Here is a 22,229-nt window from a genome sequence, read left to right on the forward strand (position 1 = left end):
CACTCAGCTTGAGCGCTCTTTTTCTTTGGTTTTTCGAGAAGTTTTTGCGGCCCGAGCAGCTCCTAAACGCTCCGATGACTGCAAGAGGCTGGTTGCAGTCGTTCGAGCGCTAACTGCTGACCAACTGCTCTCGTGATGCATAGACAAACAAGCGACACCCCGCACAAACGCGAACTTCTTGGCCAATGAGGTTCGCGAGAGCCCGCGGAGCCCGGGGCGCACAAGCAGCACAGGTGTTCTAGTTCATCGTTGGTTGCCCTCCCGCTGTCTAGGTTGTCGCGCCTACCAATTCGCGCGCTGGCCTGCAGGCTCCATCATGAGCGACCCAATCCCTACCGAACCAGGGCGTGCCACTGATGCCGTGGCTGCCACCAATTCATACTACAGTAGTTTCACTATTTTTATGCAGTTTTCTGTATTTATGAGACAATATGACGTTATTAATCCATAAATTTTTGTGTCTCAAATACAGGAAGCATTAGGTCAAATCATGCGGCGGCTACAGGTCTCTGAGGGCCGCCGCCTGACCTATCGCGACCTGGCGCAAATGGCCGGCACCAGCGAGCGGACAATGGCCGAGTGGATGCGCGGCGCTACCTCGCCCATGGCGATGAACGGTCTGCTCAATTTGATGTCCGCCCTCAAAGCGGACGATGCGATACAGGTGCTGGAGCATTGGCGCGATGCGGCACCACATGACCCTATCAGTGCCGAAACGGCCCAGGAGAACCAGAAATGACCAAAATCAAGATCGAGCCGACTGAAGTGCGCTTCTACCGTGCCAGCGAGAAGCCGTACGGCGCCCTTAGCAATCTGTACCGGCGTGAGATCGAGTTTGAGGGCGAAAAATTTGCGACCTCCGAGCACGCCTATCAGGCCGGGAAGGCGCGCAAGCCAGAGGTGCGGAAGTGGTTAATGGAAGCCCCCTCTCCCGCACTGTTGGCCATGGCCGCCCACGGTCTCTACGTCTGGGACATCAACTCCGACTGGTCGAAGATCAAGTTCGACCGGATGAAGCGCGTTCTTCAGGCCAAGTTCACGCAGCACGAGGATCTGAAGGAACTGCTCCTGAGCACCGGTACGGCGCGCCTGGTTGAATCAGCCACCGTCAACAATGCCGTGAACCGCCTTTGGGGTGAAGTCAACGGCGTCGGCAAGAACAAGCTGGGCGAACTGCTCATGGAAGTGCGCGCGGAACTCGCGGCGGCTGCTGCGCCTGTAAAGACCCAGCCCAAGACACCGGTCAAGCGCCGCGCCGCGCGGCCAAGCGCGGCCGTCGACGAAGCGCCTCGGTCAAAGCTGGGAGCAGCAGCCGAACCCATCGCCGCGTAAGGCCGTCGTCGACGACGTCAGACCGACGTCGTGCGCAAAGCTGCGGAAGGTCTGATCTACGAACTGGCCCGACCCCGTACGCGCTTGCGTTGCGGAGCGAGCGGCCCGAACGATCTGATCGGGAGACCAGATGGCCAGCAAGCCGCGAGCCCCTTCCGTCATGCAGTTCAGGGTCGAGAGCACCTGGCCGAATGCCAGCGCATGCTCGATCGTCTTGCGATCGATGGTCCGAACACCAGCGGCGGCGCCGAACAGTTCGTACAGCATGCCAGCGGTACACCAATCGCCAGCGCCGGCGGTGTCGTGGATGAAAGGCAGTCGGAAGGCCGGCAGGTAGGTCCACGAGCGATCCACCTTCCCGCAACGGAACCGCAGGCCATGCGAGCCACGGGTCTGGATTTCAATGCCGTCGGGCCGCAGGTGGTAGGCGCCCAGATCTCCGAGTCGCTCATCCGCATACTTGACGATGTGAGCAGCGCGCGCGGCTCTCACGAACAGGCCAACGTCGTCGCCCACAGCCGACGGCTCGAAGACCACGGTCGCACCACAGGACGCGTACTGCTCAGCGGCCGCCACGCCGAGTCGGGTCGGTCGGTCCAGGTAGAAGACGCTAGCCGGCGGCAAATCGGCTCGGACATCCGCGAACTCGGGATCGTCTTCCCAGTAAGGGCAGCGTCGGTCGCCACAGTTCGGGCAGGCAAAGGTAAAACGATGTGTCGCATCGTCCTGGGCGGCTTGCCTGTCGAGTTGGTGCTGGAAGATCACCGGCGTGGAACGGGCTATGGAGCGCCGCAGCAAACGCGTGTCGGCACCCACGCGCTCGAAGTCGCGTCGTATGGTGTGGCCTGCGGCGTCGTCGCCCAGCAAGCCCATCGGCGCGGCACCCCAGCCCAGAGCGCCCAGGATTGACAGCACATTACCGGCCGAGCCGCCGAGACTCGGAGTGGCCTTGGAACCGTCCAGCCGGACGATTACGTCGAGCGCAAACAGACCCGTACCGGCGATGGAGGGGGTTGTAGTCCTCATGTGCGGGATCTCGGCTGTGTGTTTACGGGCGAAGCCAGATGTGCCAAAGGTGTTCAGGCGGATTTTGCGAAAGGTCGGGGACGGAAGACAACGGGGAGTAGTAACCGATGTTTTCCTCGTACATGATAGGCAAATCCTGTTCCATCGCTGCCAGCAACATTCCCACGCTGCCAATCCGGGAGCCAGATGGCGAGAGCACGGTGACCGAGGGCACCGCGCAGGAAGCGGAAAGCGCATCCGTGCGGCTGCGGTGAATCCGCATGATCGTCATGCAGACGTCCATCGGATTCGACTCGTGGGCGTAGATAACGTCCAGCAGGTTGACGTTCCAGTCGTCTAGGAAGGGCCCTTGGAACTCCTTTAAAAGCCTGTCGCCGCGGCGAGGGTCCCAGGACGGGAAAGGAAGAATGGGGCATGTCTCGTCAGGGGCAAGTTTGCTCTGGATACGGCTTAGTGACGTGACTGCATTTTCTGACAGTTGCGGGATCCACAGCTTGATGGCCTTATCCATCTGATATGTATCCATCACGCCCTGGAAGCCATGCACAAACTGCGGTGAGTCGCTCGAGGTCGACTGAACCTTGATCGTCGAACAGTTGCGGCCGGCGGTCATGACGTGCGCACAGGCATGACCCGGCTTCTTCGACTCCTCGAAGACGTACTTCACCACGGGGAAACAGACCCCACGTGACATCGAACTGGCATCGACAAACACGTCGGTGTAACTCTGCTGCAGAGCCTTCCTGCAAGTTTGAGCAGCCCGCCGTCCAGCCACATTCGCCGTGTCTTCAGACGCCACGATCTCGATCGTTTCGAAAGTCACCTTCCGTTGGGCTAGCACCTTCATCAGCACATCCTGGTTGCGGACGGCTGCGGCACGCAAAATTTCGGAAACCTCGGGCCGGTCCTCCACGAGAAACAGGAAGTCCACCTGCGCGAATCCGGCCAGCGTCAGGGGGAAGTGTAGACAGATGTCATTGAAGCCAAGCGTCGCGATGCAGAGCACCTTGCGATCCGCCGTGATGTAGTCGCGGAAAAATTGGGCGCAGTCCTCGCCCTGGCTGACGATGTGATTCATCGGCTACGCCCCCTCCCCTGGGACCATCGCCTGCAGCTTGCGAAGTGTGCTCTCAATGAAGCCACCGCGGTTGAGCGTGAGCCCATACGCGAGGTTCGGCAGCGCGCCCAATTCCAGCAGGCACCAGACCTTGTTCTTGCAGCGGTAGCCAGGCACGAACATAAGGGCGTTGTAGGCAAACGCAAAGTGCAGCACGCGTGCCAGGCGCCCGTCGCGCCGCAGGATTGCATCCATCTCCTCCTGCGGGATGCCGATGGCATTGGCACCCGCGCCGAGCGGTGCATTCCCTTGCAGGGTCTTGGCCAGGCACTGCACGGCAATCTCTTTGACCAGCGCACGGACCACCGCGTTGTATGGAAAGTCCCAGTCGGCCATCGCTTGCTTGGCCTGCCCCACCAGAGCGACGTGCTGCGCCTTGGGTGCCAAGTAGGGCTCGCGGTTGCGAATCACGCGCGCCAACAGCTCATCGACCAGCGTGCCGGCTAGGCGAACGAATTGTTCAATGTTCCAGTTGCTGGCCGCGATGAGCTTGTCCATGCCGAAGTAGTACGGCCGCTCGAACTCGTGCATCAGTTGCACGCGTGCACCCTCCAGAACCGTGGAGTTGACTTTCTTGTCGTCGGAGACCGGCTCGTCCAGCAGCTCATCGTCGCCCAGAAGATCGATCTGAGGGGTCTTATTCTTCTCCCGATAGATGAGGATCCGCAGTGCCGCCAGCGACTCGTCCGCCAGAGCGTCTTCTCGCACGCGTGCATGCAGAGACTCCACGAGTGTCTTCGAAAAGCGTGCATCTTGGGCGAGCTTGTCGACCTTCTCCTCGAGCTGCCGATAGACCCCTGGCGCGAGCTCGACCGCAGCGGTCTGGTTCAGCAGGGGCTTGAGGTCCGAGATGCCGCGGCGGCGAAACTCGGGGATGCTGGCAATGTATCGGCTCGCGATGTCCGTTGCCACATGCTTGAAGCGCTTTGCGGTCCCCAATTGCATCAGCTTCATGATGTAGTCGCGATCGCGTGTCGACCCCGGCTGCATGTCTTCTTCGGCGATGACGTCCTTGGCCAGGGCTTCCCGATAGTCGTCGGCCGAGACGATGTCGGGGCGGCACATGAGCCAACGCGAAACGCCCATGGCTTTGGTCTTCAGCCAGTCCCGCAACTGCGTGAATTGCGTCGGATGCAACTCGTGCGCGTCGTCGACGATGATCATCGGGCGCAGGACGACATCGGTATCGACGGGTGCGTCAGGCGACCCGGGCCAGCGGCGAACCCGGAAGCCGCGGAGCACTTCGAACACGTCGTAGCTCGTATTCAGAAAGTTCTCGGCCATGTCCTTTTCGTCTGGCGGCACCAGCGAGGTCACGATCTTGAAGATGGCCAGCTCAATGCTGCGCGCATACTCGCGGAAGCTCTCCGCGCGATCGGCCGCTGTCGTCGTGAACACCGACTCCGAGTTGGCGCCCATCACGATCTCAACATGCTCTAGCGAGACGCCCATCACGTCCAACTGATTGAACCAGCCAAGGACAGCCTTTGACTGCAGGAAGGCGCGCAGCAATGCCAGCCGCGTCTGCTCCGAATAAGGCAGCTCCCAGATGTCGCGGAAATTGGTCGACATCGCCAAGCGGTGCCCCAGGATGGCCGGCAAGCCGTCCTTGATCAGCTCGTGGCCCGTGAGCACATCCACGAGATCCCGGTTGATCGGGCTGGCTGTCTCCAAGCACAGGTTGTAGAGCGACTCAAATTCAACGACCTGGGCGATCGTCGTCTTGCCGCAACCGGGCGTGCCCACCACCAGCGTGAGCTTTTCCAGCAGTTGCTTCTTCTCGGGCTCGAAAAACTCCTCGATGGGGACGGAGCTGACGAGCGAGAGCAGCGTTCGCCGGTCGGTGATCAGTTCCGTCCGGCGCTTCTTGAATGGGTTATCCATGACTTGAGTGCCTCTTGCGGCGTGCGAACAGCGGCTTCATGCGCGGCGTTGCTTCTGATTTTGAATCGGCCCAAAGGAGCGCGATCGAGTTGTTAGGCGTGTTGTGCTCAAGAACGAGGGGCAAGCCACACTGCTTGTAGCCGTACCAAATGTCCTTCTTGGTGTGCTCGTCTTCGATATCAGCGTCGTAGTGCGCCTTGATCAAGGCAGTGAGCCCCGCGTCCTCGCATTGGTCGTCGATCACCACCTCCGGCGGCAGCACGTATGAGAACGATGTGTCGTACTGGAACAGAGTGAACTCGGGGGCGAAGTCCTTCAGATCCTGCACGATCTGCGCGCGCGCTTTCGCTGATGCAAGGTGATGATGGACATGCAGCATGCAATCCTTGGCCAAAAATTTGCCGAAGCGATCCACGCTGGACTCGCAGAACTTCTTAATCTTGCCGCCCCACCCCTTCTCTAGATCGTTGCGAAGAAGTGATGAGCCAGATCCCGAGAAGTCATCGACCAAGCAGATTGCCTCGAACGTCGCGCTAGCCTCCACGGCCTCTTGGCTCAATCCCAATGCCTTGAGGCTCTTCCGAAGTTCCTTCTGCAAATCCTCCCACTTGGCAGTAGTGATCTCGCTGAATGCGACCACTTGCTCGTTGGAGACCTTGCCTTCGTTGTAGCGCCGGAAGACGTCGATGCGCGCGCCATCGCTCAAGCCGACATAGAGCGTGCGACGGAGCAACTGCGCGACGCGGTCGATGGCGGCCTGGTCGATGTACGTCTTGTACAGCGGGATCTGCATTTCCTTTGCAACACGGTGATGCGCGTTGCGCTCGATGGTGGGCATCATCAAGCTTACAAGGTGGTGCATCTCGCGCTGGCTCACATAGGCCAGCCGGTCCTTGACGAACTGGTAAGCGGTCTTCTTTTCCGCCATAGTCGAGAACTGGCTGAGCCAGTTCAGCAGGTTGACGTGAAACCGCGTGCCCGGCTGGAAGCCCTGGTAGCCGTCGTACTTGTGGTCGATCATCAGTTGCAGCTCGCGGAACTCCTTCGCGAAATCTGCATCCGTCCAGTTGAGCTGTTCGCCGATGAATTTAAAGGCCGTCTCGTGCTTCATGGGGTGTTCAGGATCGAAGGCTACGTGCCGAACAGGGCCGCCGGCAGTAGCCGGAACGCGCTACCGTGGCGTGAGAGACCGCGCAGGTAGGTACTGGTCACATCGACCTGGTTGCTGCCCGACGCACCAAAATTCCAGCACGTGGCCAGGTCGACCGACACGCGCTCACAGCTCAGGCTCAGGCCTTCGCTCAACAGCTCGTAATCGTTGCCTCCCTCATGACCGGCGTCGCCCAAGCGCAGGATCTCGGTGTTCGGGTCGATCTGGCACTGGGAAGCGACGTGGGCAACGATCTTTCTTTTCGATGTGTCCGCGTCCAGGATATCGATGGAGTGTCCGGAGCTGAAGGCGCGCCAGCCGCGCAAGCCGTTGCGCTCCAGCCAGTGCTGGACGGCCACGAGCAAGCGGGAGCATTCATGGGCGCTATCCAGGCGGATGCTAAGCTGACCGCCGCGGGCCAGATCCGACAAAGGCTTGCAGTGCTGGTGGTATACCGACTTCTGGAGCCAATCCCACAGATCCTGGAAGGCGGCGTTGGCCGGCGGCTGCTCGAAAGGTTCGTCCAGCCGGGCAATCAGCGACCCGCTGTAGTAGCCCACGGTGATGGCGCTGTGCAGCTCGGGGGCAAATCTATTGCGCAAGTCGTCATACAGAGAGTTCCCTCGACCCGTCGCGATGGCCAGCACCATGCCCTGGCGGAGCAGCGAAGACACCTGTTCTGCATGCTCGACGGCCATCGGATCAAAACGGTTTTCGGCCCGGCACAAGGTGCCGTCGAAGTCGCAGACGATCGCTTTGACCTCGGCCCGGGTCAGGGTGTCGGCATAGTCGGCTGCAGCCGCCACGACACTGGGCTTCGCCGCCCGTTCGCGCCGACCTTGTGGAGCCTCCTTGCGGCGCGCCGCGAGCTCCAGCCGGCTCTGCACCTTGGGCAAGGATTGCAACACGGATGCCGAATCGATGGCGTGAATGGCACGCCCGAATTCCGGCACCTCCGGCTGGCCAGGATCAAAGCCGGCCGCCTGCGCAAAGGCATCGGTCACGAACATGGCATCGATCAGGCCCGCGATTGCCGTGTCTTGCTCGCGCAGACCATCAAGCTCGATCGTCCATTGCTGCACGGTGGGCGGCAGCAGTTGAGCCGTGGCAGCGGCGAGCGGGGCTTCCTCGGCCGACGTCACCAGGACCACCGCCATTGGGGAATGCGCTGCGAGCTGCAGATGCCGGCCGTGGGCGAACTGGCGCAGGTCCGCTAGCTGCACATGGGCGAGCGCAGCCTCGGCAAATTTCGACTCCAAGTCCATCGCGAACGGCTTGGCCTGGGCCGAGAACAGGACCAGCACGCCAGACCGGCACGCGCGCTCGAGCCCTGTCCACGAGCGGAAATGATCGCGGCGTGCGGCAAGCCGCCCCGGGTGGAACAGAGGCCCGAGCTGCGCCATGAAATCGTTGTGGCCGAAAAACGCGCGGTAGGCCAACATGCTGGTGGCCAGCAGTGAGTTCGTCGCTAGGTAGCCGTCCTTGCCCCAGTCCATCTGGAAGGCAAAGGCTCGCAGCGATGTATGCGCGGCGGCGAACTCGAGCAGCGGGTTCGATGTCGTGAGGACCAGCGCGGCACTGCTGAGGTCGGCGGCCTGCGCAGCGTGGGCTGCCGCGAGCACATCTCGGTTCTTGCCCTCAGCCGACAGTAGCAGTGCGTGCGGCGAGAGCCGACGCAGCATGGCCTCGAACTCGAGCGGGGTGACCGCCGAAGTGGGGGAATGATGGACAAGCTCACGGAACAGGGCGACGACGAACGCCGCTGAGTACGAGCCACCAGAGCCGACCACGGCCACATGATCTCCACTCCACCGACTCAGAAAACGACGCAGTTGATCAACCGGCTGCTCACCGACCCACTGAAAGGTACGAGCAAAGCCATCCAGCTCGTCCGAATATGGTTTGCCCAAAAGCGCTCCTTTTTGCCAAACTGTTGCATTATCGCGTTGTCGACGCTGAAGACTTGCCATGGGCAAGGCGCCCAACTTTCGACGCTGTAGTTAGGTCAGCCCTAGACAGGGTCTTTCAGTTTGCTTGACGTTAACGCTATTAACCCGAGATCATCGGCTCGGAGTCCGAGCGCCATCCGGCCCGCAATCTCGGCCGTTTGACAGCAGCCCAGTCTGGGGGCGCGCGTCCAACTGCTACGGTGAGCGACCGCTATTCGTCTACGAAACCGTGAACACGCGCCTCCGTGTCGAGTGACAGCAAACGCTGCATTTCTGCCACCGGCGCAAGTCGATCGCAGCGACGACTTGCAATATCCCTAAGCGAGGCACCTTGTGCTGCGGCCTCGTTCGGAATAGCCTACCGTAATGCCAGAAACGGACAGGCTTTTTCCCGGATACCAACTTCTGTCCTGGCTGCCTGACGAGACATTCTTCAGTCTCGTAAGCCGTCATCACCAGCTTTGGGGGCACGTCACATCTGCGCAAACCTGCCAACTGATCTTCGGCAGTACACGCGCTGGCACCCATCATGATTTACCTAACAGTCTGGGTGCCTTCGCGCAGCGCACGAACCGATTCCTTGGCGAAGTCGATTCCATAGCGAAAGAGCGGACACTGCTCAAGTTCTACGCTGCCTTCACTCCTGCATCCGAGACAGAAAACGCAGTCGCGTGCATGTCCAGCGCCAGTGTGGCCCATCTGAAGCTGCGCCTGGGTATCCTCACGAGCCGCTTTCGTGCGAACCATCCCCTCAAAGCATGCCCGCACTGCATGGAAAAGGACCTACGCGAGACTGGATGGGCGTACTGGCATCTGAAGCACCAGTTTCCCGGCGTATGGATATGCACAACACACCAGCAACCGCTCTTGCAGTCCGCTCTCAAAGCCAATGGAGTAGATCGCTTTCAATGGCTTTTGCCTCGCTTGAGCGAATTGAATCCTGCATGTGCGGCGCCTGAAGAGGCAAGTTCTCATTCGGTGCTCTTGAGTCTCGCTGAACTCGTTGAGCACCTCATCCAATCAGGATCAAAGCAACCACTGCAGTTTGGAAAACTCCACGAGGTCTACCGCCCGGAGCTGCATCAGCGTAGCTGGATCGCTGGTGCTGCCAATCTGCGCATGGCACAGATCGTGCCCGCCTTTCTCAACTACTGCGAGCCGCTCAGGCACATCCCAGAATTCGCGGCGCTCGCCGAAAACGACGCGGATATGAGGGCGCAGCTGAGTCGCCTGCTGCGACCACCTCGCACTGGTACACACCCGCTCAGACACATCCTGCTAATTCATTGGCTGTTTGGCGATGGCCACCGATTTGATCTCGTGAGGTCCGAAGGAGGCAATGGTGCGGTGTGCACGCAAGACGGTTCTCCGCCGGTAGCACCTGTCGTTGATTTACGAATGGACTACCTATGCAGACTGATTCGGGATCAAGGACATTCGGTGCGCAAGGCAGCGAGCTTGGTGGGCGTTGATCCGCAAACAGCTCTGGTCTGGGCGGCAAGGGCTGGAATCGCTGTGTCACGTAGGCCCCAGAAACTTTCGGCAGAAGTACGTTCCAAGGCGCTCCGGGAGCTGCGCAAAGGTGCGGAAAAGGCGCAGGTAGCCTCTCGAGCGGGCGTCTCCGTCGGGACCATCACTCGGCTGTTGCTGAGTGACACCAGGTTGCATGCGGACTGGGCCGAGGCGCGAAGCGAAAAGATGAGAGCCCATTCGCGGTCCCTGTGGCTTCAACTTCTGGAGTCTTCCGGATGTCTCGGCATCAAATGGATGCGCCAGCTGGATCCCCGCACCTATATCTGGCTCTATCGCAACGACCGCGCATGGCTGGATGCACACAGACCAGACGCTGTGGCGCAGCGTCCAAGGCATTCTTCTGTCGACTGGCAGGCCAGAGACGAACATCTGCGCGACTTGGTGCGCAAAGCCGCTCTGCGCCTCATGGACAACGATGACGTGAGGCGCATCCATTTCTGGCAGTTGTGCCAGCAAATACCTGACCTACGCGCAAAGCAGGCATCACTGCACCGTTTACCCCGAACCCTTGAAGCCATCAAGGCGGCGCTGACAGCGCATCGCTCTCCCCAGGATCTTTTTCGCTGATGCCAGCACTGTCTTATCTGCATTCACGGGTTGATATGCGGATATGCAATGGGTTATGCTTATTGCATGATCGAGTTGGAAGTTAAGGCACGAGCAGCCAATGCACGTCGCATCTGTGCAGCGCATGGCATTGCTCAAGCCGACATCGCCGCTCATGTGGGGGCCAGCCAATCGCAGGTCAGCCGCATCCTCAACGGAGAGGGCGTGAGGGCTTCCCGCTTGTTTGAAGAGGTGTGTCTTTTTGTGGAGCGCTTGGAGGGCGGTATCAGTGCCGATGCTGTGCGAGGCAATCACGAGTTGATTGGGGCGCTTCAGGCTACGTGGGATGGATCCGCGTCGCATGCCAAGGCTTTGGCCGCCGTGATTCGGTCGTTGGCGATCCTCAAACCCGTCTGACTTGAACAGGAGGTGGCCGATGAATATGCTTGTGCAGCCAGCACCCTTGCCAGAGGAGATGGATCGCGGCTACTTGGGGCGGATCATGCGGATCAACCGGTACAGTTCCCCGAAGGACATGGTCGAGGCGATTGCAGCGCACTTGGGCGAGGAAGGGCGGACGCGCCGTGAAGTGACGACGCATGAGCTGCTTGGCCGCATGGCCGGAATGAACTCAGAACAGTTTGCGCAACGCCACACGACCCTGCCGTTGCGCAGGGGAATCACGTCCTATTTTCCAAGCCTTGTCCATGGTGGTGAAGAAAGAAGGTCGCTGCTTTACAACAGCGCCAGTTTGCGCAAAGGCCAGGTAGCCTTCTTCTGCAAGGAATGCGTGGAGGCAGATATTCGTTTTCATGGGACGAGCTACTGGCGTCGGGATCTGCAGACACCGGGCCAGATATGGTGTCCCAAGCATTTGACGCCTTTGTACTTCGTTGCTTCAGCGGATCCATTTATTGCATCCCCTTCCATGGCTATGGAGGTTGCAGATCAGATCCCAGAAGAGTGGGTGAAACCAGCCATCGGCAACGCTTATGTAGAGCGGTTCTTGGAGCTGGCTGCTGCGCTCTATGATCGTGCAGCGCCGTTGGACGTCGCTCTCATCGCCCCCTTGCTCCGGGATGCGGGAAGTGAGCAGAGTTTCAAGGCCAACGCTTCTTCAAAGCAAGGGACGCTGATCAGTGACCGCATGAAAGAGCTGTTTCCTGAGCAGTGGCTGAGCACCGTGTTCCATGAACTGGTCGTAAAAGCTCCGGGTGCGTATCTCCACCAAGTGGATGGGACGCTCTACTTGCGCAAGTCGGCTTCGTCTGTGATTGCATACATACTGGTGCTGTCAGTGCTGTTTGAAAGCGCCGACCAGGCCATCAATGCACTGGTTGACGCTTGCAATGGAAAAGTGGTACCTGCCAGGCGTCCACGATCAGCGAAGCACAGTGTTCCGGAAATGGATGAGCTCCTTGGGTACTATGCTGCTGCGAAGGGCGCGCATGCCGAGGTTGCCCGGCTGCTTGAGCTACCGGTTCACGTGGTCCGCAAGACCTTGTGCGATCTCGGTTTGCCCAGCCTGCCTGAGTGTGATGCGACGTCGGAGATCGGCGCTGTTGCTGCTTTGCGGGCGTACTACCTGGATAAGCGTTCCTACATCTCATGCCTGAAAATCTCCGGTATGACAGAAGCGCGCTTCGATACGCTGATGCGTCAGTGCGGCCCGAACCTGGCCATGGCCCTTGTTCGGATGACTCCGAAGACCAGGATCCGGCCAAGGGCACGGCAAGCGAAAGGGCTACTGCCTCATCAGCGCCTGGCGACTGCGGCCGCACCTTCCGTCAATCAACTGCGTGAAACACTGCTCCAGAACTGAGCCCAGAAGCTGTGATCCTCGGGAGAAAGATCCTCGAACATGGCGAGCCGTCGGGGATCATTGCTGTGCAGCGCTGCTACCGCTTGGGCCACGGGCGAGAGATACGTGTCCGCGGCGACCTTGAAATCATCGAGGCGAAGGTCGTCGTCGCTACGCTCGAAGGCCACCCGATGCGCTGCAATCCAGAGTGCAATGATCAAACGCTGCACGCCAGCGGTCTTTTCGAGAATCAGATTACCCAACTCGCCCGTGATAGGCATGGGCCGAGCGACGAACTGGTAGTGCCCGAGCCTTGGAAGAAAATGCTGCCGGAAAGCGGCATCATGGTCTCCCCAGAAGTGCTTGAATGAGTGATACCCCGATGTGACGATGCGTTCGGTATTGCTCAGGCGCTTGGTCAGGGCGCCGAAGCCATCCGGCGTGCCTGACACCAGCAACGGAATCTGCCATTCGTTCAGTGCGGTGAGAATCCACTTGAGGGACTGATCATCGATGACACGCAGTTCTGGCGGAGGCTCTCCCGGTTTGCTCCTTCTTCGAGTTTTAAGTGTGGGGAGCTTGAACAGGTTCTGAATCTCATCCAGGTGAAGAAGGCCCAGAAAATGACTGGAAGCGACCTGACGCCACTCGTCCAGCATTTGCGGCCCGTTGCGCCATTCACCGGCCAGCGTCTTGTCAAAGCGAGTGCTGCCCGTTGCTTTCTTCCATGCCGCCATCAGCGCTGCTGCGAGATCGGTAGCTTTGCCGCCCGCCGGTACATCCAACGAGAGCCACACTACCTGCTGCAGACCATTGACCATCCGGAAGAATGAAGTGTGCTGGACGATTTGGGGAAACGTGGTGAGACACCTACGAATCGCTTGCGTTTTTCCGGATCCGGAAACGCCAACGACTGCCGCCCCATACGTCGGTGCGGTCACGGGTGGTCTGTAGCGAGCCTCCTCGCCGCTGATCAGGCTCCATGTGTGGGAGGATGACGGGTGCAGGTGGTGGTAGTTCTGCCGGATCATCATGTCTATCGTCTCGTACAACTGCAGCTCTTCCATGCTAGGCACGTGCAGATCGCGCACACTCATCAACATGTGTAGGCGGACGTGGCGCGGAATAGAGGCCATGTCTTTGGGGGGACGAGGTGGAAACTCCACCAAAGCTTTGGCCGCCTCCGGGCGTGAACGCATCGGTCCGAGTTGGGCGATGAGTGTGTTTCCGGCGTAAGGGTCGTGCACTCCTGCGGTTTCGGATGCACTTTTAGTCATGCATGGCCTCCGCATCCATGGCTTGGCAAAGATTCCCCATCATCGCGTCATAGTTGGATGTGGACTCCGAAAGTGTCTTCGCCGTACCTCGGACTTCACCCACCATCTGTTGACCTGCAAACTCATTTTCGATTGCACGAGCCTCACGGATCGTAGGAGTGAGTCCACGTGCGCGTCGGCGGGCAGCACGAGTTTCTTCAACGGCTTGTTTCCGGATGAGTTCCATACGGTGATATCCAAGCACCGCTTCCTGCACGCGTTGGTGTTGTACGTCTGCTGCCTTGAGCTTCTGGAACGCAAAAGCATCAACCAGCTCGTCATGAGTAAGCGCAGGATCTGCGCGGGAGTGGTCTGAGAGAGTGAGATCGATAAAACCGTTTCCGCGTTCGTAGGGCGTCCAGACGCGCGAAACCGAGCCAGGGTAGTACTGCGCCGGGATTTCCCAGCTACCCCGGACGGATCGGGCGCGAGTTGTCCATTGCTCAGTTTCAACGATGGGCGCGCTGTACCGATTGGTTCGGAACATGACGCCGTTTCTGGTAACACGCGCGTTGGCCTCAGGTAGGAGCTGAGCAATTAACTCCGCCTGCGACTGCGCGCGCGAGAAGCCAATTCCCATTGCATGTCCCCAGTGCCAAATCCCCGCAGGGCTGGGGTACACCCCCAGCGCGATCATGTGGGCGTCCAGGCGCTTGCTTCGGTCCGCTGTCAGGTTGTAGACATAGAAGCACTCGTGCAGAAAATGCATGTACTGGCGTACCGACATGGTTGCTGCCGCAGGGTTTGAACGGCGCAAGTCGTACTCTTTGCGGCGGGCGTCCATGGCACCAGGGATGAAGTGATACTGAACGTTCTTCATGATGCGATGCATAACTTCCACCACGCCCTTCAAGTCGGGCCGGAAGGGCGCGGTGTAGCTGAGCGTCGTGCGCAAGTCCATACCCGTGGCCTTTGCCCGCTTGGACAGATATTCCCCACGGTCGCATAGCAGCCTTGCAGGAAGGGTAGGTGCCGGAAATAACGACTGTCGCATGTCGTATCCCCAGAGGTCGCTCATGAGCTCGGAAGATGCAACCGTGTTGAAGATGCTCACCTGGGCTGTATCCCAGCTGGGGCCCGTCAGACAAACATAGAAACCCACAACGGCTGTCGAGAAAACATCCACGATGACATACACGATCGGTCGGCCAATGATCCAGGTGGGATCGATCGATGACCTCAAGTAGACATCCCCGATGGTGGAGTCGATGGCGTATATCAGCCCGGGGCCTTCGGATCCTTCCCAACTGCATCCAACAAAACCTCGAAGAGCACGTTCAAAGTGTCCTTTGCTGGTTTTTTCCCGTATGCGCTCAATCTCCTCGACATCCTCCGTCAGTACCCGCTTGACCTGCTGATAGTTGGGGTACTGACCCTTCGTCAGTTCTACCGCCACGATATTGCCGCGCTCGTCGAGGCGCATTGCGGTAGTGAAGTTGCTTGCAATGATGCGCTTGTAGCGCTCTGGCATCGAAGGCTTGGGGAGGGCGATGTGCTTGTCGGCTGAGGTGATACTTGCGCGCCACATCTCGCTCATGCCGGGTTGAATGGATTCTCCCCAGCATCCGAATATCAGTTTGGAGAGCCGCTGTGAGAATGACTTTCTTCCCGCCTTTTTCCTTGTACCGGTGGCCGAAAGATCCCGTCGCTTGCCACGTGCTCCACACTTGTCCCATCGTGCCCGAAGACTGGTTTGTGTAAGCCCACATATGCACAGTACAGACCAGAGCCTGTAGACATGAGATCTACTCACCTTGTGCTTTTGGACTGCGTCCTGCACCAGGCCAGCAAGGCTGCCGTGGATCAGAACACTTTCTTTGAGCTTTTCGTTATCGAGGAACTGCTCCATGATTCGGCAACGTTTGTCAAAGGCGTTGGCCGCGCTCGGTTGATCAATCTTTGTGTAGTACAGCCCTGGGAGGTCCAGGCTGAGAGAGATCAATTCATGGCTCTCAATCAGAGCAAAGAAATCTTGTCGCCCCACTTTGTGCAAAGCCCCCACGAGAGGTGGTTTGGGAAAGCGTTTTGTCCGCTTGAGTACCTCAAATTTTGGTCGGCCGCCTCGAACTTTGACGGGCGGTGTGTCAGGCTTGATCAACACACAGTAGATGAACTCAGCGATAGTGTCATCCACGACGATTCGATAGATTCCTGCGGAGAGCCCGTGAGCATCCGTAATCAACCTATACAGCTGGTTGGGCATCAGATGCATGCTGACCTCCGCGCCAAGATGGGGTTCAGAGAAGCAAACGCTTCTACAGAGAGCAAGGTCAAAGGTTGGGAAGGCCTCCATCCCCGACGGAGATCGACAGGCAGCAAACCATGCCATACTGCTTGCCACAGCGCTCGCTGCGCTGCGTGTCGTTGTGTCTCACCGCCGAAGCTATCTGTGAGCTGATGAATCACATCTGAGTACGGGTGCGAGGGCATGGAGCGAGCCGTCTGGCACGCGATCCGTATTTCCCTCTCGGACGCTGGATCGTCGAATCCCCATGGTGAAGTTCGGCGAAGGGTAAGGGCCACACTCTTTTCGTATTGCTCTGGAGTGATGAGCAGCCAATCCACGCCCCGGTGCGCCCAGTAGGTCTTCTCCAGGAGCAGTAGTTCCTTGGCGCGTTCGGTGAGGACGCTCGATGGTTTGCAGGAAACTGCGAGAAGTTCCAGCCTTTCGTGTTGATTTCGGAGGATCAACAGCAAGTCGGTGGTACTGGTCCATATGTGGGTTTGGTCGCCGTCAGCCAGCGCTGGGTGTTTGATGCCAAGTATTTCGGCAATCTCTCGTGTCCCAGGGAATTGCTTTAGCCCCTCACCCACATGCCAACGAGAGAGGTCATGTGGGGCACTTTCCTGGTTCAGCGGAAACTGCTCAGCGAGGTCGACCAAGTTCGGAATCAGGCCTGCGAAATTCAGGCCCCCCCATTCTTGGTCTGAGAGAAGTTCGCGCTGCCGGTCGCGCCAGACGATCAAATGGGAACGCCCTTTGCTGGATGGATCGCCTCGCGATACCCTGTGCCAGGGTATGTAGTCGGCATAGCTGCCGGTGCCTCGTCCCTCCCTTAGAAAGCGTTCGAGGACCTTCGGAGTGAAACGTTTTTCGGTCCTCATTGCTGCACCTCGACGTCGTGGAGGAGGCGATCGGACTGGAGTGTCTGTGCTGCATGCAGCGGCTTGGTCGGATAGCGTTTCGGCACAGAACCGGGGGCCAATTTGATGTGCGGAGCTTGGCGTGGGCGAGCCAAGACCTCACCGCGAAAAGTGATGGTTTTCATGGATCTGACTTTCATGTTCGCCTGTTAGGCGCGAACAGTTCCACCAACCGTGCGTCAGATCTGATAATCTAGCGTTGCGACTCGCGAAGACTTCGGTCTGAGCACCCGGACGGCGGGGCTTCTGAAAAGGGGTCCTGCCGTTTTCTATGGCATAGCGACCTCCAAGGATTGACGAATTGAACGCACCTGCGCGGGCGACAACTGTTGGCCCATGCAGGCGATGTCTCGGAGAAGATCCGCCACGTGCCGTGGTGTTGCACGCGCGACGCGCAGCCCAATTCCACCGCGCTCTTGCGAGGCGAGTGTGGCGAGAAGCAATGCTTCGTCTGGGGGTAGTTCGAGGGCCTGAGTCAGTCGAGATACAACCAACTCACCAGGCGGCGGGCGCCGTGCGTTCTCAAATTCGCTGACTAGAGACGCTGCCATATTGGCTTTCTCGGCGAGACAACGCAAAGTCATTCGTTGCCTGCTCCGAAGGACAAACAGGAGTTCGCCAAAGGTCTTTGCATCCGTGGCGACATATTGACTTGGGCAGCGCTGGCCATGGCAGCCAGCGAGCTCAACAAGCTGACGGCCATTGTTTCGATACTTGCTGGGAGTCGTCGTGGGGCGAGCGTGCGAAGTCATGGGGCCACATTGATTGATGGCAGGTGAAGTGCATAAATTTTATGCGATACGCAAAAAAGTTGCTAAAAATTATGCTGTGATGGACATTTTGTTTGCATAAACATAGTTTGACGCACAAAATGTTCATGGCGATTTAGGGGTGAGCATGGGGATCTGGGACGCAACTCGCTGTGCAACGCAGCTGTTGTTCAAAGCATCGACTTGGACCGACTTGGCGATTTATCAGTGTTGGGCGCTGCCCTACTTTGTGTTGATCTGAAATGAGCAACTGCGGTTGATTCGCGCCGCGATGTTGGTACGAATCAGATGTTTGCCACATAAAACCTCAACGCATGGCGGCGGGACCTTCGCTCCCGCACCCAGTCCCTGTAGAGGTACACCTTCAGTTCACCGGGGTATGTCGTGCTGTTTGACGACTCACCATTCGTGCTGCATCATGAATCGCATGTTGTTCTCCACCCCGCGCTCCATTCGCATTGCCATTCGGGTAGCCATAGCTACCCCGGCGTGCCGCGCGCGAGTGGTGATCATCTAGTCCACCTTCCCCCGCCAGCCCGCTGTCCTAAACCACGCGGAGCCTGGCACCAGCCAATGACATGACCCCCGGGCTCCCCCCGTTTCACAGGAGCCCGCCATGTCTCTCAAGCCCGCCAGCAACAGCCCAGCCGATCCCCCGGAGCCCGCCAGCTATGCCCTGCGCAAGTTGACCCACTTCGATGGCACGCATGTGCATCAATGGCGCATCCTGTTGCCCCGGGATGTCATGGACGAGAGCGAGGAGCAGGAACGCAACCAGCGGGCCAGCGAGGCACTGAGCAAGTCTGTTGCGCCTCCCCCTGGCACCACGTTGGCACCGATGCCCAGTCGAGTAGCGACGACTTCCACCGACCGGGGGGCCGTGGCCCCCAAGAAGGCCTTGACCCATGTGGAGCCAGCACGTCCCAAGGGCCCTCTGAGCGAACTGGACATGGAAGTCGAGCACGAATTCCTGCGCATGCGCGCCCAGGCCGTCGCCAAGCGCCCCCAGCGCGCCTTCGAGCGCGTCCTCAAGGCACGCGGCCCGTTGGCCGTGCCCTGCGTCCCGGTGTATGCCTGGGACGCGCCGCTCCAGCTCATCGCGCGCAACCACAGCACGCCTGACAGAGAAGTGCACAAGAGCAACAAGGAGCTCTACCTCAAGCTCGCGACCAAGGGCCATTTGCGCACCGTGGGCTACCCGCTGCGCGAGCACGACCAGGTGCTGGCCTCGCTCGAACACCTGCGGCAGCAGATGCCGCATTTCAGGGGGGTGCTGGACCTGGTGCGCGAGAGTCTGAACCTGGCCTTGGCCCGCCAGAAGTCCATGACGATCCCTCCGCTATTGCTGCTGGGGCCGCCGGGCATCGGCAAGACGCATTTCACGCACGCACTGGCCAAGGCCTTGCGCCTCCCTGTGCGCCGCCACGGCTTCGACGGCGGCGTCACCGACGCGGCGCTGCTGGGCAGCGACAAGCATTGGGCCAATACCTCCCTCGGCCTGGTCTTCGACATGCTGGCCCTGGGCGACTCGGCCTCGCCTGTCGTCCTGCTCGATGAGCTCGACAAGGCCCGGCATGAAGGACGCGCAGATCCTGTCGCCCCATTGCACGTGCTGCTCGAACCGGTGACGGCCAAGGCGGTGCGAGACATCAGCGTGGACATGGAAGTCGACGCGAGCCATGTCGTGTGGATCGCCACGGCCAACGAACCCTGGAGGGTTCCGGCGCCCGTGCGTTCCCGGTTTCGGGAATTCAGCATCGAGGCACCGACGGGCGAAGCCGCCTTGCGGGCCGCCCAGGTGGTGGCCGCTTCCGTGCACCAGCGTATGGGCAGTGAGTTGTTCGACCCTCCGGGGCCGCGCATCGTCAGCGCGGTGGCCCATCTGTCCGCGCGCGAGCAGATCCAGGCGCTGGAGCAGGGCTACGCGCGGGCGCTGGCCCACCGGCGGCGCGCCATCATCCAGAGCGATCTCCCGACCGACATGCTCATGGCCGATCTGGACCGGGAGGACACGGGCAACGCCCCCCATGGCCCCCCTTCGGGTGGCTGGCTGCACTGAGGGAGCCGGTGATGACGTACGACGATGCACTGGAGCTCTTCAAGCGCCTGCTGGCGACCGAGCGCGCGCGCCCACAGGTGCACGGCACGATGCTCGCCCTGGCCAATCCGGCCCTCATCGGCAGGATCAGCCTGTCCCTGCAGGAAGCCCTCGATGGTGGCGAGCGGGTGTGGATGACCTCGGACCTGCATGTGGGGCACGGGAACATCATTGACTACTGCAACCGGCCGTTTGCGGAAGTGACCGGGATGAACCGGCACCTGCAGGCCCAGCTGGCCAAGGTGCAGCCGAGGGAGTGGCTCGTCATCGTCGGCGACCTGGCCATGGGCGACCACGATGAGGCCATGGCCTGGATCCGGAGCATCCCGGGCCGCAAGGTCCTGGTGCTGGGCAACCACGACCTCAAGCGCAATGGCCGGTGCCTGTACCTCGATGAGCAGACCCCGGACGGCTCGCCGCTCTTCGAGGCCGTGGTGCCCTTCCTGCACTGGCAGGGCGTGGGTGGCCAGGCGGTGTTTGTCTCGCACTACCCCGCGACCGTGGACCACAAGGCCGAGCGTCTGCTGAACTACCACGGGCACCTGCACCGGGAAGTACTGCCCGCCACGCAGCGGACCCACTTCGTCAATGTCGGCTGGGATGTCACCCAAGGATTGCTATGCCTTTGAACCAACGCACGCTCAAGGACTGCTCCCCTCCGCCGTCCACCCTGGAGTCGCCCATGAAGCTGCTTGTTCTCTCCGACCTGCATGTGGAGTTCTCTCCCTTCAGCCCGAACCTGGTCGCGGCCGCTGCCGCCGACGTGGTGGTCCTGGCCGGCGACATCCACAAGGGACGGGAGGTGGTGCCCTGGGCGCGCCGGACCTTCGAAGACAAGCCGGTGGTCCTGGTCGCGGGCAACCACGAGTTCTACTGGGGGGAATGGGACCGCACGCTCGACGCCCTCCGCAAGGATGCCTTGGCCCACCAGGTGCACTTTTTGGAGAACGATGCCGTCACGCTCGAAGGCGTGCGGTTCCTGGGGACCTCCCTCTGGACCGACTTCGCGTACTTCGGGCAGCACACTGTCGAGGCTGCGATGGCCGCGGCACGCCAGTTCATGACCGACTACCGGCGGATCGCAGGCTGCACGCCCCAGCGCACCATCGAGCGCCACCAGGCCAGCCGGGCCTGGCTGGAACGTGAATTGGCGCGGTCCGATGAGGGAGAGCGCCCGGTGGTGGTGACCCACCACAGCCCGAGCAAGAGGTCGACGGCGGCCCGGTACAGGAACGATCCCTGCACCCCGGCGTTTGCTTCGCAGCTGCCCGCGGCGCTGCTCGACCAGGCCGGGCTGTGGATCCATGGCCATACGCATTCCTCGCACCTCTACCGGGTGGGCCGCTGCCGGGTGGTCTGCAACCCCCGGGGCTACCCCTTGGGGTGGATCGATGGGGAATACGAGAACCGGGAGTTTGATGCCGGGCTGCTGATGGAACAGACCCATGATGGGCGCTGGGTGCGCGGCGACGCGCCAGGGGAGGTCTCGCCATGAGAATGCTGGTGTACTCCGACCTGCACCTGGATCTCCACCCGTTCGAGCACCAGCTGCCTCCCGAGGTGCTGCGTGGCATCGATGTGGTGGTTCTGGCCGGGGATGTGGCGGAAGGGGCGCATGGGCTGCGCTGGGCCCGGGAGGCGTTCCCGGACACGGCGATCGTCTATGTCGATGGCAACCACGAGTTCTACGGCCAGCACTGGGACCGGCACCAGGATGTCATGCGCACCCTGGCGGCCGAGCGCGAGATCCACTACCTGGAGAACGACAGCGTGACGATCGCTGGCGTTCGCTTCCTGGGGTGCACCCTCTGGACAGACTTTGCCTTGGCCGGCGCCGATACCAAGCTGGAGTCCATGCACGCCGCTCGGCACAGCATGAACGACTACAAGCGCATCAAGGTCTCTCCTTCGTCCGAGATGTACTGGCAGATCAAGCACCGGCTGTTTCCTGCGCTGGCGGCGCGCCGGCACGAAGCCAGCCGCCTGTGGCTGCAGGAGCAGCTCGGTCAGGGCGATCCGCAGCAGACCGTGGTGGTGACCCACCATGCGCCACATCCACGATCGATCCCTCCCAAGTTTGAAGGGCACAGGCTGTCACCGTGCTACGCCAGCGACCTGGAGGCGCTGATGGGCCGGTCCCGGCTGTGGATCCATGGCCATGTGCATGAGAGCGTGGACTATGGGGTGCGTGGGACGCGGGTTCTGTCCAACCCCCGGGGGTACAAGCTCCTGGGCCAGGGCATGGAGAACCAGGCGTTCCGGGCGGATTTCGTGGTGGAGCTGTGAGACGGGAGGGGGCGATGACAGGAATCATTGCACTGGACGCCGATGGCGTGCTGCTGGACTATGGGGCCGCGTATGGACGGGCCTGGGCCCGGCACACGGGAATCGAACCGATGGAGCGTGATCCCCAGGCCTACTGGCCGATGGAGCGCTGGGGCGTGCCGCGCCTGTCAGGGCAGGAGCTGCAGGCGCTGCGCACGCAGTTCGACGAGAGGTTCTGGGGCGCGATGCCCGCCATGCCGGGGGCCTTGCAGGCGTGCTAGCTGCTGGCGCGCCATGG

At 60.4% G+C, this 22,229-nt stretch carries 20 protein-coding genes; 10 read left to right on the forward strand and 10 right to left on the reverse strand.

Features of this window, described 5'->3' with window-relative positions; genetic code table 11:
• The first annotated feature begins 457 nt into the window (after positions 1-457).
• Together D3F03_RS15660 and D3F03_RS15665 are read left to right on the forward strand one after the other, a co-directional pair.
• Positions 458-739: a hypothetical protein gene (locus tag D3F03_RS15660; RefSeq protein ID WP_158606172.1), complete on the forward strand. Its 282-nt coding sequence runs from the start codon at positions 458-460 to the stop codon at positions 737-739.
• Entirely contained in the window at positions 736-1,332 is a 597-nt protein-coding gene (locus tag D3F03_RS15665; RefSeq protein ID WP_119110372.1) for a riboflavin biosynthesis intermediates N-glycosidase, read from the forward strand. The genes D3F03_RS15660 and D3F03_RS15665 overlap by 4 nt, the downstream gene beginning before the upstream one ends.
• On the opposite strand, the gene D3F03_RS15670 is transcribed toward D3F03_RS15665, so the two are convergent.
• The 5 genes from D3F03_RS15670 to D3F03_RS15690 are packed head-to-tail and all read right to left on the reverse strand — an operon-like array spanning position 1,294 to position 8,479.
• The gene (locus D3F03_RS15670) at positions 1,294-2,358 is read right to left on the reverse strand and encodes a carbohydrate kinase family protein (protein WP_119110373.1); all 1,065 of its coding nucleotides are present in this window, start codon (positions 2,356-2,358) and stop codon (positions 1,294-1,296) included. The genes D3F03_RS15665 and D3F03_RS15670 overlap by 39 nt on opposite strands.
• A gap of 22 nt (positions 2,359-2,380) precedes the next feature.
• Positions 2,381-3,436, reverse strand: a complete 1,056-nt coding sequence (locus D3F03_RS15675) for a hypothetical protein (RefSeq protein WP_119110374.1) — start codon at positions 3,434-3,436, stop codon at positions 2,381-2,383.
• A gap of 3 nt (positions 3,437-3,439) precedes the next feature.
• Positions 3,440-5,359, reverse strand: a complete 1,920-nt coding sequence (locus D3F03_RS15680; RefSeq protein WP_119110375.1) for a hypothetical protein — start codon at positions 5,357-5,359, stop codon at positions 3,440-3,442.
• Positions 5,352-6,470, reverse strand: a complete 1,119-nt coding sequence (locus D3F03_RS15685; RefSeq protein WP_119110376.1) for a phosphoribosyltransferase-like protein — start codon at positions 6,468-6,470, stop codon at positions 5,352-5,354. The genes D3F03_RS15680 and D3F03_RS15685 overlap by 8 nt, the downstream gene beginning before the upstream one ends.
• Before the next feature lie 20 nt (positions 6,471-6,490).
• Complete coding sequence (locus D3F03_RS15690; RefSeq protein ID WP_119110377.1) at positions 6,491-8,479, reverse strand: HAD family hydrolase; 1,989 nt, start codon at positions 8,477-8,479, stop codon at positions 6,491-6,493.
• Positions 8,480-8,824: 345 nt separating this feature from the next.
• Between D3F03_RS15690 and D3F03_RS15695 the strand changes: the two genes are divergently transcribed.
• From D3F03_RS15695 to D3F03_RS15705, 3 genes are all read left to right on the forward strand, one after another.
• Positions 8,825-10,558, forward strand: coding sequence for a TnsD family Tn7-like transposition protein (locus tag D3F03_RS15695; RefSeq protein WP_119110378.1), 1,734 nt, complete (start codon positions 8,825-8,827; stop codon positions 10,556-10,558).
• A gap of 66 nt (positions 10,559-10,624) precedes the next feature.
• Complete coding sequence (locus D3F03_RS15700) at positions 10,625-10,954, forward strand: helix-turn-helix domain-containing protein (RefSeq protein ID WP_119110410.1); 330 nt, start codon at positions 10,625-10,627, stop codon at positions 10,952-10,954.
• A 19-nt stretch (positions 10,955-10,973) separates the two neighbouring features.
• A complete protein-coding gene (locus D3F03_RS15705; RefSeq protein WP_119110379.1) occupies positions 10,974-12,359 on the forward strand; it encodes a TniQ family protein in 1,386 nt (461 codons plus the stop codon).
• Here the strand turns inward: D3F03_RS15705 and D3F03_RS15710 are convergent.
• The 5 genes from D3F03_RS15710 to D3F03_RS17570 all read right to left on the reverse strand — a co-directional run bounded on the left by D3F03_RS15710 (position 12,329) and on the right by D3F03_RS17570 (position 17,550).
• Positions 12,329-13,615 carry an AAA family ATPase gene (locus D3F03_RS15710; RefSeq protein WP_245960657.1) on the reverse strand — a complete coding sequence of 429 codons (1,287 nt, stop codon included), beginning with the start codon at positions 13,613-13,615 and terminating at the stop codon, positions 12,329-12,331. The genes D3F03_RS15705 and D3F03_RS15710 overlap by 31 nt on opposite strands.
• Positions 13,608-15,866, reverse strand: a complete 2,259-nt coding sequence (locus D3F03_RS15715; protein ID WP_119110380.1) for a DDE-type integrase/transposase/recombinase — start codon at positions 15,864-15,866, stop codon at positions 13,608-13,610. Before D3F03_RS15715 ends, D3F03_RS15710 begins: the two co-directional genes overlap by 8 nt.
• Positions 15,857-16,759 carry a TnsA endonuclease N-terminal domain-containing protein gene (locus D3F03_RS15720; RefSeq protein ID WP_119110381.1) on the reverse strand — a complete coding sequence of 301 codons (903 nt, stop codon included), beginning with the start codon at positions 16,757-16,759 and terminating at the stop codon, positions 15,857-15,859. Before D3F03_RS15720 ends, D3F03_RS15715 begins: the two co-directional genes overlap by 10 nt.
• Positions 16,756-16,923 (reverse strand): hypothetical protein, encoded by a 168-nt coding sequence (locus tag D3F03_RS17245; RefSeq protein ID WP_158606173.1) that lies wholly within the window; start codon positions 16,921-16,923, stop codon positions 16,756-16,758. The genes D3F03_RS15720 and D3F03_RS17245 overlap by 4 nt, the downstream gene beginning before the upstream one ends.
• A gap of 144 nt (positions 16,924-17,067) precedes the next feature.
• Positions 17,068-17,550 carry a helix-turn-helix domain-containing protein gene (locus tag D3F03_RS17570; RefSeq protein ID WP_119110383.1) on the reverse strand — a complete coding sequence of 161 codons (483 nt, stop codon included), beginning with the start codon at positions 17,548-17,550 and terminating at the stop codon, positions 17,068-17,070.
• 634 nt (positions 17,551-18,184) lie between these two features.
• Here D3F03_RS17570 and D3F03_RS15735 point away from each other — a divergent pair.
• Genes D3F03_RS15735 through D3F03_RS17530 form a run of 5 tightly spaced genes read left to right on the forward strand, consistent with a single transcriptional unit; the run spans position 18,185 to position 22,212 of the window.
• Positions 18,185-19,627: an AAA family ATPase gene (locus tag D3F03_RS15735; RefSeq protein ID WP_119110384.1), complete on the forward strand. Its 1,443-nt coding sequence runs from the start codon at positions 18,185-18,187 to the stop codon at positions 19,625-19,627.
• Positions 19,628-19,638: 11 nt separating this feature from the next.
• The gene (locus tag D3F03_RS15740) at positions 19,639-20,295 is read left to right on the forward strand and encodes a metallophosphoesterase (protein ID WP_119110385.1); all 657 of its coding nucleotides are present in this window, start codon (positions 19,639-19,641) and stop codon (positions 20,293-20,295) included.
• Between the two features lie 53 nt (positions 20,296-20,348).
• Complete coding sequence (locus tag D3F03_RS15745; protein ID WP_158606174.1) at positions 20,349-21,161, forward strand: metallophosphoesterase; 813 nt, start codon at positions 20,349-20,351, stop codon at positions 21,159-21,161.
• A complete protein-coding gene (locus D3F03_RS15750; protein WP_119110387.1) occupies positions 21,158-21,952 on the forward strand; it encodes a metallophosphoesterase in 795 nt (264 codons plus the stop codon). Before D3F03_RS15745 ends, D3F03_RS15750 begins: the two co-directional genes overlap by 4 nt.
• 14 nt (positions 21,953-21,966) lie before the next feature.
• Positions 21,967-22,212 carry a hypothetical protein gene (locus D3F03_RS17530; protein WP_342769330.1) on the forward strand — a complete coding sequence of 82 codons (246 nt, stop codon included), beginning with the start codon at positions 21,967-21,969 and terminating at the stop codon, positions 22,210-22,212.
• Positions 22,213-22,229: the final 17 nt, after the last annotated feature.

It is taken from the genome of Simplicispira hankyongi, assembly GCF_003570885.1.
Classification (GTDB): Bacteria; Pseudomonadota; Gammaproteobacteria; order Burkholderiales; family Burkholderiaceae_C; genus Simplicispira; species Simplicispira hankyongi.